Origin of the sequence: Novosphingobium sp. KA1 (genome assembly GCF_017309955.1) — a bacterium.
GTDB lineage: Bacteria > Pseudomonadota > Alphaproteobacteria > Sphingomonadales > Sphingomonadaceae > Novosphingobium.
Map to the genome: position 1 here is coordinate 46020 of NZ_CP021247.1, position 12343 is coordinate 58362.

Consider the following 12343-nt stretch of genomic DNA (forward strand, 5'->3'; position numbering starts at 1 on the left):
GAAGCGCCCCTCTTCGTGCGATAGCCCGCGCGTGACCGTCTATCAGCCCACGCTCAAGCAGCTTCAGTACCTTGTCTCGCTTCATGAGCATGGCCATTTCGGCCGTGCCGCGGATGCCTGCTTCGTCTCGCAGTCCACGCTTTCGGCGGGCCTGCGCGATCTGGAGGCCCTGCTCGGCGTCACGCTGGTCGAACGTACCAAGCGCGCGGTGCGCTTCACTCCGCTGGGCAATGCCGTAGTCGAAAAAGCCCACCGCATCCTGCGCGAGACCGAGGAACTGTCCGATCTCGTGCAGTCGAGCGGAAAGCCGCTCTCGGGCGAAGTGCGCATGAGCGTGATCCCGACGATCGCGCCGTTCCTGCTCCCCCGCATGCTGCCGCGCCTGCGCCGTGAGCGCCCGAACCTCAAGCTGTTCCTGCGCGAGGAACCCAGCCAGGCCGCCATCGAATCGCTCCACCACGGCCGCGCCGACTGCGTGCTGCTCGCCCTGCCCTACGCCACCGGCGAAGTGGAGAAGGAAACCATCGAGCTCGACGCCTTCTACGTCGCTTTTCCCAATGACGATCCGCGCAACCCGCCCGAGGAAGTCGGCCCCGACATCATCGACGAGCATCGCCTGCTGCTGCTGGAAGACGGGCACTGCCTGAAAGACCACGCGCTGGCGGCCTGCAACCGCCCGGAACTGCGCGCTTCGGCGACGATGATCGGCACCAGCCTGCACACCCTGGTGCAAATGGTCGACAACGGGCTCGGCCTGACGATGCTGCCGGAAATGGCCATCGATGCCGGTATCCTGAACGGCACCAATGTGGTCGCCCGCCCGCTCAATTCCCCCCACGCCAACCGCGAGATCGCGCTGGTCTGGCGCCGGAATTCGCCGCGCGCGGAAGAATTCCGGCTGCTCGCGGACGAACTGCGCGCCGGTTAGCCCCGGCGGCGCAGCCCCTGCAGCGCCATGCCGACCGAAGCGATGGCGATGCCCAGCATCGTCACCCCGTTCCAGCCCCAGTGGTGCCAGACCACCGTCGCCGCCCCCGAACTCACCGCACCGGCCAGGAACATCGTGCCCATGTAGACGGTGTTGATGCGCGAACGCGCTTCAGGACGCAGGGCATAGATGATGCTCTGGTTGGAAATCTGGCTGGCCTGGATCGCGAAGTCGAGCACCAGGACACCGATCACCAGCCCGGCGATCGAAGTCCAGAATGCAAAGATCAGCCAGGAAGCCAGCGTGAACGCGCTTGCCGCCACGATCACCATGTGCGGCCCGCGGCGGTCGGCGATCCGGCCGGCGATCGGCGCGGCCAGCACCCCGGCAGCGCCGAGGATGCCGAACAGCCCGGCCACTTCCGACCCGAGCCCGAAGCGCGGCTCCTGCAAATGCAGTGCCAGGATCGTCCAGAACACGCTGAACACGCCGAACTGTGTGCACTGGGTGAAGGTGGCGAGGCGCAGCGCGGGAAATTCGCGCCACAGCCCCCAGAGCGAGACCAGCAGCCCGCCATAGCCCATGCCCGCAGGCCTGGGCTGACTGCGCGGCAATTGCCAGGCCAGCAGTCCGGCAGTTCCCAGCGCCAGCGGCACCGCCAGTGCGAACATCGCCCGCCAGCCGAACTCGGCGCCCACGAACCCGGCCAGGGTGCGGCTCAGGAGGATGCCGCAGAGCAGCCCGGCCATGACCGTTCCGACCACCGAGCCGCGCTTGTCCTCCGGCGCGAGATTGGCCGCAAGCGGCACGATCTGCTGCGCCACCGAGGCCAGCAGGCCGACCACCAGCGATGCCGCCAGCACCATCGCCCCGCTCGGCGCAATCGCGACCAGCGCCAGCCCGATCGCCAGGGCAATGCACTGGAGGACGATCAGCCGCTTGCGCTCGACCAGATCGCCGAGGGGAACCAGCAGCATGAGGCCCGCCGCGTAGCCAAGCTGCGTGGCGGTCGGCACGTAGGTGATCGCGGCGCCGGGAACGTCACGCTCCATCAGGCCGAGCATGGGCTGGCCGTAATAGATGTTGGCGACCGTCAGCCCCGCCGAGGCCGCCAGCGCGAACACCAGCGCGCGCCCGAATTTCCGAGGCTTCGGATTGGGATTGCGGAACTGGGCGGCAAGCAGGCGACGAGAGGCGGTGATGGGATTCATCCTTGCGATAGCGATGTCCCCCGACTGCGCAGGCACCTGACGCAGGCGAACGCTTGAGCCAAACGCAACAAGCGCACTCGGGTTAGCGTTTTTTGCAACCAGGCGCGGGCCATCGCGCCTGCCTCGAGGACTCCGCCGCCCTTGGTCGCCGGGCTCGATCGCCGCGCTCAATCGCCGCGCTCAATCCATGTGCTTGAGGCCGACCCGCAAGTAATCCCAGCCGGTGATCAGCGTCAGCACGGCCGCGCCCCACAAGGTGGTCAGCCCCACCGTGTGCGGCACGTTGATCACCAGCGCGCCGAGATCGAGGTTCCACCAGGGCATCGCGGCGCCGAGAATCAGCGCGCCGAGCGAGATCATCTGGAACGTGGTCTTCCACTTGGCGAGCCTGCTGACCGGCACCGAGACCTGCAATCCGCCGAGGAATTCCCGCAGCCCCGAGACCGCGATCTCGCGCACGAGAATGATCAGCCCGGCGATGACATGCATGTCGCCCACGTAAGGGCCGGTCAGGACACCCTGCGCGGTCAGCACGAGGATCACCGCCGCGACCATGATCTTGTCGGCGATCGGATCGAGGAACACGCCGAGCTTGGACACCGCCCCGCTCGACCGGGCGAGATAGCCGTCGAAATAGTCGGTAATGCCCATCAGGCAGTAGAGCGCGAAGGCAAGGCCATAGCCAAATTCCCATTTCGGCCACCACAGCAGGAAGGCCAGAAGCGGCATCGCGACAATGCGGGAGAGCGTGAGGATATTCGGCAAGGTAAGCATCGCCGCACAGCCATAGCGGCGATGTGCGCGTTTGAGAATGGAAGAGTGACTCAAGAGTCTTCGGTTTTTCGGACAAAATCGCGGGAACGCGAATTGTCGCGGAGAGGGCTTCCTCCCCTGCGTCACCGCCGCCATGCACCCGCCGCACCCAAGAAAATGCCGATCAGGGCTTGTGCGCTCGCCCTGTGGCATTAAGTGTCCCGGCACGAAGAGTGAGGCCGCCGATTTTTCCAACGACATGACCACGACGACCAAACTCATCCGCGCGAGGCGTTTCCTGCCTCTGTTCGTCACCCAGTTGCTCGGGGCGTTCAACGACAACCTGTTCAAGAACGCCATGGTACTTTTCGTGGTCTATGGGGTCTACAACTCCGAGGCCGCCGAAGCCCGTTTCAGCGCACTGGCCTCGGGCATTTTCGTGATCCCGTTCTTCCTGCTCTCCGCGCTCGCCGGCCAACTCGCCGACATGCGAGACAAGGCGAAGATCATCCGCGTCATCAAGGCCTGCGAAATCGCGATCATGGTCGTGGGCGGCACCGGTCTTGCGCTGGCCTGGCAACATATCGCGCTCGACGCGCTGGCGATTCCGCTGATGCTGCTCGCGCTCTTCGCGATGGGCGTGCACTCCACCTTCTTCGGACCGATCAAGTACGCGATCCTGCCCCAGCACCTGCGTGAAGGCGAAGTGCTTTCGGGCACGGGCCTTGTCGAGGCGGGAACCTACATCGCGGTGCTGGCGGGCACCATCGTCGCCGGCTGGATCAGCGTTGATCACGCTGCGATCATGGTCGTGATCGTCGCCATCCTCGGCTATGTCGCCGGCCGCAAGGTGCCTTCCGCCCCGCCGATGTGCACGCCCGAACCACTCGACTTCCATGTCCTGCGCGCCTCGATCCGGCTCGTCAGCACCACGCTCAGCGACCGACGCGTGTTCCTCGCGGTCTGCTCGATCAGCTTCTTCTGGGCGATCGGCACCGTGCTCTTCATCCAGTTCCCGCCGCTGACCAAGAACATCCTCAATGCCAGCAAGGAAGTGGCCAGCCTGTTCCTGGTGATCTTCTCGGTGGGCGTGGCGATCGGCTCAATGGCGATCAATGCCCTGCTCAAGGGCACCGTTTCGGCGCGCTGGTCGCCGATCTCGGTGATCGGCATGGGTGCCTTCCTGATCGCGTTCCAGGAAGTCTGCGCGATCTGGCCGGGCCATCTGGCCACGGACCCGCTGATGAACGTCAGCACATTCCTGGTCCAGCCGCTGGCTCTCGCCCTGCTCGGCACGCTGCTGGGCATCGCGATCTGCGGCGGCATGTTTGTCGTGCCGCTCTATGCCTTCCTGACGACCTTCGTCGACAAGTCGCTGACGGCGCGGACGATTGCCGCGAACAATATCGTCAATTCCGGCGCGATGGTGGTCGGCGCATTGGTGACCGGCGCGATGACCTGGCTGGGACTGCCGGTGGTGCAGCAGATGATGGTCGTGGCGGTTGCCTGCGGCGCCTCGGCCTGGCTCGGTTACCTGTTGTTCCGCGCCGAGAAGTCGGCGCACACGGCCTGACCGCGCGGCACGCCCCCTTCGCCAGCAGTCAGCCCTGCACTCAGGCGATGAAGACCACGATCGCGACCAGCGAAGCGCAATAGGCGGAAAGGAAGCCGCGCCAATCAGCGCCGCTGAGGCGCCAGGCACGGCGCGCCTGCTCGTTTTCAGCCGCCTCGACATCGGCTGGGAGCGCGGCCACGAAGACGCGGGGAGAAAGCGTGCGCCGGAACGGATGCCGGGCGGACTCGCTGGTGAGCACAAGCGTGCGGCGTTGCAATCGTCTCATGGCGGCAAGATTAAGACTTTGTTTACCGTCTTGCCAGACGCCCGAAACGGGACATCCCAAATCGGGACGAATGCGCCGCAAATCGCGCTTTCAAACCTTTAACATTCAAGCACTTCTCAAAAAGAAAGGGCCACCTTTCGGCAGCCCTTTCGAACGTCGATGAAGGGTCGACCGGTCAGACACGGTCGCCAAGCGCGCCCTTGACCTTGCCGAGGCCCTGCTGAAGCTCGCCCTTCTTTTCCTGGACCTTGCCCTCGGCCTTCTGCGCCGGGTCATTGCGGACATCGCCCGCGACCTGCTTGGCGTTACCGGCGATCTCGTTGCCGAGGCCCTTGATGGTGTCCTTGAGCTGTCCCATGGCTGTTCTCCTTGGTCTGGCGCGGCGGACTATCGCCGCGTTCACGAAGGGAAAAGCGCATGGCCCGCGGCACGGTTGCCGCCGCTGCGCCGAACCGTGCCCCTGCCGCGTTCAGCGTTCGGAGAGCGCCAGGATATAGTCCCATTCCTCAGCCGTCACTTCCGCCACCGACAGGCGCGAGAGCCGGATCATCTCCATTTCGGCAAGCCGGGGATCGGCCTTGATCTGCGCCAGCGTGACCGGACGGCGCAGCTTGCGCACCGGCTTGACCTTGACCGCCGCCCACTTGCCCTCCGCATCGCTGGGATCGGTTAGCCCCGACACGCTGATGACGGCGATGCCGACGATCTCCTTGCCGATGTTGGAATGGTAGAAGAACGCCTCGTCGCCCACTTCCATGGCGCGCAGGTTGTTGGCCGCACGGTGGTTGCGCACACCATCCCAGGTGCCCTCGCCTTCCTTGACGAGGTCGGCCCAGCCGTAGGCATCGGGTTCGGACTTCATCAGCCAGTAGCGCTTCGCCATCGCGAGCCTTTCGAATTTTGATTTGGGACAGAAACTTTTATGGGGCGGCATAGCAATAGCAGCCGCGAAGACAACACCAGTGATTCGGCCCGTGCCAGTCGTTGATCTTCAAGCACTTCGACCGAATCCTGTTTGGAAGACCATGATGAACCTTGCCCAGATTCCCGTCCTCAGCCTCGAATCCGACCGCGCCGAATTTGCCGCGCGCATCGGCGAGAGCTTCCGCACCTTCGGTTTTGCCATGGTCCGCGACCACGGCATCGACCAGGCGCTGATCGACCGCGCCTGGGACCTGACCGCCCGCTTCTTCGCGCTGCCCGACGAGGCGAAGCGCCAGTACTTCATCGCAGGCCAGGGCGGCGCGCGTGGCTACACCCCGTTCCGCACCGAAGTCGCCAAGGGCGCGACCGAAAAGGACCTCAAGGAATTCTGGCACGTCGGCCGCGACCTGCCCGCAGGCTCGCCGCTGGCCGCCTCGATGCCGCCGAACATCTGGCCCAGCGAGATCGAAGGCTTCCAGGAAACCTTCACCGAACTCTATGCCCAGTTCGACAAGGCCGGTGCCGAAATTCTCTCCGCCATCGCGGTCGACCTCGGCCTCGACGCACGCTGGTTCGATCCGGCCATCGACGACGGCAACTCGGTCATGCGCCTGCTGCACTACCCGCCGGTGGGCGAAGGCGCGGGCGGCGCCATCCGTGCCGGCGCGCATGAGGACATCAACCTCATCACCCTGCTGCTCGGTGCCCAGGAAGCCGGGCTCGAACTGCTCGGCAAGAACGGCGAGTGGCTGTCGGTTGCCCCGCCCGAAGGCGCCGTGGTCATCAACATCGGCGACATGCTCCAGCGCCTGACCAACCACGTGCTGCCCTCGACCACGCACCGCGTACGCAATCCCGAAGGCGCGCGCGCCGCGCACAGCCGTTACTCGATGCCCTTCTTCCTGCACTTGCGCAGCGACTTCCCGTTCAAGACGCTGGAACAGTGCATCACCCCGGAAAACCCCGACCGCTACCCGGTGAGCATCACCGCCGACGACTATCTGCAGGAACGCCTGCGCGAGATCGGCCTCAAGGCCTGAAACCGGTGCCCCGGGGGAACGTCGCCAAGGCGTCTCCCCGGGGCACTCAGGCCCTGGGTCACGCAAAACGGACGTGACCGGGAACTTTCAGCCAGACATCGCCGTTTTACGACTTTTGTCTGATCGTCCGGGTTGAAAAATTTAACCAAAACTTCAACCCCACCGGATATCCCCCGGCCATGGGTAGCCGTTCTGGGGGGACACATCCCGTGAAGATTGCATTGGTCGCACAGCCGGATAACGCCGGCGACGATTTCGATGGCGACCGCCAGATCGACATCATCGCGCTCGGCATCGTCACGGCCGCGATCCTTCTCTTCATCGCCACCGGCAGTGAAGTCGGCCCCGACGTCGTCAAGTCACTGCTCGGCCACGGCCCCGGCCCCGACAATTTCATCCTCAACGCCTTCCTGCTCAACGTGGCGATCATCATCTTCGGGTGGAGCCGCTATCGCCAACTCTGCGAAGAGATCCAGCTGCGCAAGAAAGCCGAGCGCCAGGCCCGGCGCCTGGCCGAAACCGATCCGCTGACCGGCTTCCTCAACCGCCGCAGCTTCAACGACGCAGTCGACACGATGGTCCGCCAGGCCGCGCTCACCGGCGACCGCGCGGTGACGCTGATCATGATCGACCTCGACAACTTCAAGCAGGTCAACGACTTCAACGGTCACAATACCGGCGACCGGCTGCTGCAGGAATGCGCCAAGCGCATCACCGGCTGTCTGCCGTCGAAGGCGCTGGTCAGTCGCATCGGCGGCGACGAGTTCGCCGTTGCCGTGGAGTTCGACCGCAATCGGCCCGACCGCATCGACGGCATTGCCGCCTCGCTGGTCGAAGCCATCGCCCAGAGCGCAACGATCAACGCCATCAGCATCGAGGTCACCGCCTCGATCGGCCTCGCCCGCAGCGACAGCCACGCGCGCGGAGGCACCCTGCCCGATGCCCGCACCCTGCTCGAAATGGCGGACATCGCCATGTACCACTCCAAACGCCAGGGCCGGAACAGCTACTTCTGGTTCGAAGCGCCGATGGCCGACGAGATGCGTTTCCGCAACGAACTCGAATACGGCATCCGCAAGGGCGTGGCGCGCGGCGAATTCGTGCCGTTCTACGAGCAGCAGATCGACCTGCAGACCGGCGAACTGACCGGCTTCGAAATGCTCGCGCGCTGGGATTCTCCCCAGTTCGGCATCGTCTCGCCCGACATCTTCATCCCCATCGCCGAGGAAATCGGCGTGATCGCCGAGCTTTCCGAAAGCGTGATCGCCCAGGCCCTGGAAGACGCCAAGGCATGGGACCAGAAACTGACGCTGGCGGTCAACATCTCGCCGATCCAGCTGCGCGATCCCTGGTTTGCGCAGAAGCTGCTCAAGATCCTGCTGGAAGCCAATTTCCCGCCACACCGGCTGGAGATCGAGATCACCGAATCGTGCCTGCACCAGAACCTGGCGCAAGTCCGCTCGCTGATCACCAGCCTCAAGAACCAGGGCATCACGATCAGCCTCGACGATTTCGGCACCGGCTACAGCTCGCTGGCGCAGCTGCGCAGCCTGCCGTTCGACCGCATCAAGATCGACCGCTCGTTCGTGTCCAGCATTGCCGAGAACAAGGACAGCGCCGCCATCGTCCATGCCATCGCCATGCTCGGCAAGGGCATGGACCTGCCGATCACCGCCGAGGGCATCGAGACCGGCGACGTGCTCGAACATTTGCTGAAGTACGACAAGATCAAGGGCCAGGGCTATCTTTACGGGCGCCCTCGCCCTGCCGCGGAGCTGGCCGAATGGCTGGGCACGATCGGCATCGTTGCCAACGGCGACGTGGCGCAGGAAGTGTTCTCGATCGCCCAGCAGGTGCCCAAGGCCAGCGTCGGATAGCGCCCTCAAGACTGGACCTGAGGGCGCCGAACGCATACATCGCGCCCATGCGGATCGACTTCACCAAGATGCATGGGCTCGGCAACGACTTTGTCGTGCTCGATGGACGCACCGGCGCACTGCCGCCGATCGACGCGGCCTTTGCCGCGGCGCTGGCGGACCGCCACACCGGCATCGGCTGCGACCAGCTGATCGTGCTGGCCCCGTCCGACCTCGGCGACTTCCAGATGCTGATCTTCAATGCCGACGGCAGCCAGGTGGAAGCCTGCGGCAATGCCACGCGTGCGGTCGGCCTGCTCCATGGTCGCCCCGCCACGATCGAGACACTCGGCGGCATCGTCTCGACCACGCCCACCGACACCGGCATTTCCGTCGAGATGGGCAAGCCACGCTTCGGCTGGCAGGACATCCCGCTCGGCTATGCGATGGACACCCACGCCATGCCGGTCGCCTGGGAAGAGCTGGTCAATCCCATCGCCGTCAATGTCGGCAATCCGCATGCGATCTTCTTCGTCGAGGATCCGTACCGCATCGACATGGCCCGCCTCGGCCCGCTGGTCGAGAACGACCCGATCTTCCCCGAGCGGGTGAACGTCAACGTCGCTGCCGTGACCGCGCGCGATGCCATCACCTTGCGCGTATGGGAACGCGGCGCCGGACTTACCCGCGCCTGCGGCACCGGTGCCTGCGCAACCGCCATCGGCGCGATGAAGCGCGGCCTGGTCGACCGCAAGGTCACCGTCACCCTGCCCGGCGGCCCGCTGGCCATCGAATGGCGTGCGGACGACGTAATCGTGATGACCGGCCCGGCCACCGAATCGTTCCGCGGTTCGTTCGAAACCGCCGACTACGGAATTCGAGACAAGGTCCCCGCTTGACCGTCGAAGTCCACTCGCTCGGCTGCCGCCTCAATATCTCCGAAAGCGAAACCCTGCGCGGCCTGCTTGGCGGCGCAGAAGACCTCGTTGTCGTCAATTCCTGCGCGGTCACGGCAGAAGCGGTGCGCCAGACCCGGCAGGCGATCCGCCGTGCGCGCAAGGAACGGCCGGACGCGCGCCTCATCGTCACCGGCTGCGCGGCGGAAGTGGAGCGCGAGATGCTCTGTGCGATGCCGGAAGTGGACGGCATCGTCGCCAATACCGCCAAGCTGGACCCGCGCGCCTGGAACGTGCCTGCCGCGCCGCCCGTGCGCCAGCACCGCGCCTATACGCGCGGCTTCGTGCAAGTGCAGAACGGCTGCGACCATGCCTGCACCTTCTGCGTGATCCCGCAAGGGCGCGGCCCCAGCCGCTCCTGCTCGGTGGACGAAGTGCTGGCCGACATCGCCGTCCATGCCGACAAGGGCGTGCAGGAAGTCGTGCTCACCGGCGTCGACCTCACCTCGTGGGGCGGCGATCTCGACGGCTCGCCGCGCCTCGGCGCGCTCTGCGAGGCGATCCTCGCCCGCTTCCCTGCCCTGCCCCGCCTGCGCCTTTCCTCGATCGACGGCGCGGAAGTGGACGACAGGCTGTTCGGCTTGCTTGCCGATGAAGCGCGGCTGATGCCGCATGTCCACCTCTCGCTCCAGCACGGCGACGACCTGATCCTCAAGCGCATGAAGCGACGCCACAGCCGCGCCGATGCCGTGACGCTGGTCAGCGACCTCAAGGCCCGCCGCCCGGACATCGCGATCGGCGCCGACCTCATCGCCGGCTTCCCGACCGAGAGCGAGGAGGCCCACGCCGCCAACCTGTCCATCGTGCGCGAACTCGATGTGGTGCATGGCCACGTCTTCCCCTATTCGCCGCGCCCCGGCACCCCCGCCGCACGCATGCCCGCGGTGGACGGCGCCACCATCCGCCGCCGCGCCGCCGAACTGCGCGAGGCGATTGCCGAAACCCGCGCGCGCTGGCTTGCCGGTCTTGTCGGCCAGCCGCTATCGGTGCTTGCCGAAAGAGGCGGCACCGGCCATGCGCAGAACTACGCGAAGGTCCGCGTGCCCGAGTCCGTTCCGGCCGGCACGCTGGTCCGCGTCACGCCCGCAAGGGTAGTCGAAGGAATACTGGAAGCATGAATACCGACGGCCAGAACCCTGAAACACTGGGGGCTGAACGCGACTGGTCCGACCGCCTGTTCGGCGGTTTTCGCAAGACCACCGAACGCCTGAGCGAGAACCTGTCCGGCATCGTCGGCAAGACCACGCTCGACGAAGCGCAGCTCGACGATATCGAGGATGCGCTGATCATGTCGGATCTCGGTCCCCGCGCCGCCGCCCGCATCCGCGCGCGTCTTGCCGCCGAACGCTTCGAGAGGGATGCCGACGAACGCGCGATCATGGAAGTGGTCGCCCGCGAGATCGCCGAGATCCTGCGTCCGGTGGCCAAGCCGCTCGACGTCGTCGCCTTCCCGCGCCCGCAGGTGATCCTGGTCATCGGCGTCAACGGATCGGGCAAGACCACCACGATCGCCAAGCTCGCGCACTTGTTCCAGGAGCAGGACTATTCGGTCATGCTCGCCGCCGGTGACACCTTCCGCGCAGCCGCCATCGGCCAGCTCGGCGTCTGGGCGGACCGCCTGGGCATTCCGCTGGTCAAGGGTCCCGAGGGCGGCGACCCGGCCTCGATCGTGTTCGACGCGGTCAAGGCCGCGACAGAACAGGGCATCGACGCGCTGATCGTCGACACCGCCGGGCGCCTGCAGAACAAGCGCGAACTGATGGACGAGCTGTCCAAGATCCGCCGCGTGCTCGGCCGCCTCAATCCCGAGGCGCCGCACGACGTGGTACTGGTGCTCGACGCCACCAACGGCCAGAACGCGCTCTCGCAGATCGAGATCTTCAAGGAAGTGGCGGGCGTTTCCGGCCTGATCATGACCAAGCTGGACGGCACCGCGCGCGGCGGCGTCCTCGTCGCGGCGGCCGAGCAGTATGGCCTGCCGATCCACGCCATTGGCGTCGGCGAGAAGATCGACGACCTGCGCCCCTTCAACCCGGACCTGCTGGCCCGCGTGATTGCCGGGATCGCCTGATGACCACCGAATCCGCCGCTCCCCGGAAGCCGAAGTCGAGCTGGGTGAACCTCGTCGTCGATTTTGGCCCGCTGCTGGTCTTTTTCCTCGCCTACAAGCATTTCTCGCCGCCGGGAGATGCCAATCCGGTGGCGACCGTCACCGCCGTCATCAAGGGCACGATGGCCTTCATGGTGGCGACCGTGATCGCGCTGGGCCTGTCGAAATGGCGGCTTGGCCATATCTCGCCGATGCTCTGGCTGACGACGGTGCTGATCGTCGGCTTCGGCGCCCTCACCGTGGTGTTCCACGATGCCTTCTGGATCCAGATCAAGCCCACCGCCGTCTACCTGATGTTCGCGGGCGTGCTGTTCTTCGGCCTCATGCGCGGCAAGCCGATGCTGAAAGTCCTGCTCCAGTCCGCCTTCGAGGGTCTCAGCGACGAAGGCTGGCTCAAGCTTTCGCGCAACTGGGCGTGGTTCTTCCTGTTCCTGGCGGTGCTCAACACCGCACTGGTCTTCACCGTCAGTTTCGAGGCCTGGCTTCAGGCCAAGCTCTGGGGCTTCACCGTGCTGTCCTTCGTCTTCACCTTCTCGCAGCTGCCGATGGTTCTGAAGCACGGCATGGGCGAGGCGGCAAAGGAAGAAGTGATCGAGAACCCGCCGCACGACTGACGTGCAAGGCAGATGCCCATGCCAGCGGCCCTGAGGCGGCGAGCATAATGCCGCCGCCGTTCCATCGGGCCGTCCATGCACGGCCCGGGAGCCGCAGGGCACCAGCGGGA

The 12343-nt window shown here is 65.6% G+C and carries 13 protein-coding genes; 8 read left to right on the forward strand and 5 right to left on the reverse strand.

The genetic code is table 11. The features are described from left to right. The first annotated feature begins 31 nt into the window (after positions 1-31). Positions 32-928, forward strand: coding sequence for a hydrogen peroxide-inducible genes activator (locus CA833_RS00310; protein WP_142632859.1), 897 nt, complete (start codon positions 32-34; stop codon positions 926-928). Here CA833_RS00310 and CA833_RS00315 read toward each other — a convergent pair. Next, the gene (locus CA833_RS00315; protein ID WP_207078873.1) at positions 925-2139 is read right to left on the reverse strand and encodes an MFS transporter; all 1215 of its coding nucleotides are present in this window, start codon (positions 2137-2139) and stop codon (positions 925-927) included. The two genes, CA833_RS00310 and CA833_RS00315, sit on opposite strands and share 4 nt — an antisense overlap. 180 nt (positions 2140-2319) lie before the next feature. After that, a complete protein-coding gene (gene pgsA, locus CA833_RS00320; RefSeq protein ID WP_207078874.1) occupies positions 2320-2913 on the reverse strand; it encodes a CDP-diacylglycerol--glycerol-3-phosphate 3-phosphatidyltransferase in 594 nt (197 codons plus the stop codon). A gap of 238 nt (positions 2914-3151) precedes the next feature. Here pgsA and CA833_RS00325 point away from each other — a divergent pair, with 238 nt between their 5' ends. Further along, positions 3152-4465 carry an MFS transporter gene (locus tag CA833_RS00325; RefSeq protein WP_207078875.1) on the forward strand — a complete coding sequence of 438 codons (1314 nt, stop codon included), beginning with the start codon at positions 3152-3154 and terminating at the stop codon, positions 4463-4465. A 40-nt stretch (positions 4466-4505) separates the two neighbouring features. On the opposite strand, the gene CA833_RS00330 is transcribed toward CA833_RS00325, so the two are convergent. The 3 genes from CA833_RS00330 to CA833_RS00340 all read right to left on the reverse strand — a co-directional run bounded on the left by CA833_RS00330 (position 4506) and on the right by CA833_RS00340 (position 5616). After that, positions 4506-4733, reverse strand: coding sequence for a hypothetical protein (locus CA833_RS00330; RefSeq protein WP_207078876.1), 228 nt, complete (start codon positions 4731-4733; stop codon positions 4506-4508). 175 nt (positions 4734-4908) lie between these two features. Then, on the reverse strand, positions 4909-5091 hold the full coding sequence (locus tag CA833_RS00335; RefSeq protein ID WP_142632849.1) for a CsbD family protein: 183 nt from the start codon (positions 5089-5091) through the stop codon (positions 4909-4911). 111 nt (positions 5092-5202) lie between these two features. Next, positions 5203-5616, reverse strand: coding sequence for an EVE domain-containing protein (locus tag CA833_RS00340; RefSeq protein WP_142632847.1), 414 nt, complete (start codon positions 5614-5616; stop codon positions 5203-5205). A gap of 145 nt (positions 5617-5761) precedes the next feature. Here CA833_RS00340 and CA833_RS00345 point away from each other — a divergent pair, with 145 nt between their 5' ends. The 6 genes from CA833_RS00345 to CA833_RS00370 all read left to right on the forward strand — a co-directional run bounded on the left by CA833_RS00345 (position 5762) and on the right by CA833_RS00370 (position 12233). Beyond that, entirely contained in the window at positions 5762-6697 is a 936-nt protein-coding gene (locus tag CA833_RS00345; RefSeq protein ID WP_207079880.1) for an isopenicillin N synthase family oxygenase, read from the forward strand. A 209-nt stretch (positions 6698-6906) separates the two neighbouring features. Next, positions 6907-8574, forward strand: coding sequence for a bifunctional diguanylate cyclase/phosphodiesterase (locus CA833_RS00350; RefSeq protein ID WP_242526186.1), 1668 nt, complete (start codon positions 6907-6909; stop codon positions 8572-8574). Between the two features lie 47 nt (positions 8575-8621). Next, positions 8622-9452 carry a diaminopimelate epimerase gene (dapF, locus tag CA833_RS00355; RefSeq protein WP_207078878.1) on the forward strand — a complete coding sequence of 277 codons (831 nt, stop codon included), beginning with the start codon at positions 8622-8624 and terminating at the stop codon, positions 9450-9452. Continuing rightward, entirely contained in the window at positions 9449-10627 is a 1179-nt protein-coding gene (locus CA833_RS00360) for a MiaB/RimO family radical SAM methylthiotransferase (RefSeq protein WP_142632839.1), read from the forward strand. The genes dapF and CA833_RS00360 overlap by 4 nt, the downstream gene beginning before the upstream one ends. Beyond that, positions 10624-11580: a signal recognition particle-docking protein FtsY gene (ftsY, locus tag CA833_RS00365; protein WP_207078879.1), complete on the forward strand. Its 957-nt coding sequence runs from the start codon at positions 10624-10626 to the stop codon at positions 11578-11580. Before CA833_RS00360 ends, ftsY begins: the two co-directional genes overlap by 4 nt. Continuing rightward, positions 11580-12233, forward strand: a complete 654-nt coding sequence (locus CA833_RS00370; RefSeq protein WP_142632835.1) for an inner membrane-spanning protein YciB — start codon at positions 11580-11582, stop codon at positions 12231-12233. Before ftsY ends, CA833_RS00370 begins: the two co-directional genes overlap by 1 nt. Positions 12234-12343 lie beyond the last annotated feature (110 nt).

Excerpts from the sequence above, each read along its gene's own strand:
- ftsY (WP_207078879.1), top strand. The coding sequence starts at position 10,624 with ATGAATACCGACGGCCAGAACCCTGAAACACTGGGGGCTGAACGCGAC.
- CA833_RS00335 (WP_142632849.1), bottom strand. The coding sequence starts at position 5,091 with ATGGGACAGCTCAAGGACACCATCAAGGGCCTCGGCAACGAGATCGCC.
- dapF (WP_207078878.1), top strand. The coding sequence starts at position 8,622 with ATGCGGATCGACTTCACCAAGATGCATGGGCTCGGCAACGACTTTGTC.
- CA833_RS00345 (WP_207079880.1), top strand. The coding sequence starts at position 5,762 with ATGAACCTTGCCCAGATTCCCGTCCTCAGCCTCGAATCCGACCGCGCC.
- CA833_RS00330 (WP_207078876.1), bottom strand. The coding sequence starts at position 4,733 with ATGAGACGATTGCAACGCCGCACGCTTGTGCTCACCAGCGAGTCCGCC.
- CA833_RS00325 (WP_207078875.1), top strand. The coding sequence starts at position 3,152 with ATGACCACGACGACCAAACTCATCCGCGCGAGGCGTTTCCTGCCTCTG.
- pgsA (WP_207078874.1), bottom strand. The coding sequence starts at position 2,913 with ATGCTTACCTTGCCGAATATCCTCACGCTCTCCCGCATTGTCGCGATG.
- CA833_RS00315 (WP_207078873.1), bottom strand. The coding sequence starts at position 2,139 with ATGAATCCCATCACCGCCTCTCGTCGCCTGCTTGCCGCCCAGTTCCGC.
- CA833_RS00340 (WP_142632847.1), bottom strand. The coding sequence starts at position 5,616 with ATGGCGAAGCGCTACTGGCTGATGAAGTCCGAACCCGATGCCTACGGC.
- CA833_RS00370 (WP_142632835.1), top strand. The coding sequence starts at position 11,580 with ATGACCACCGAATCCGCCGCTCCCCGGAAGCCGAAGTCGAGCTGGGTG.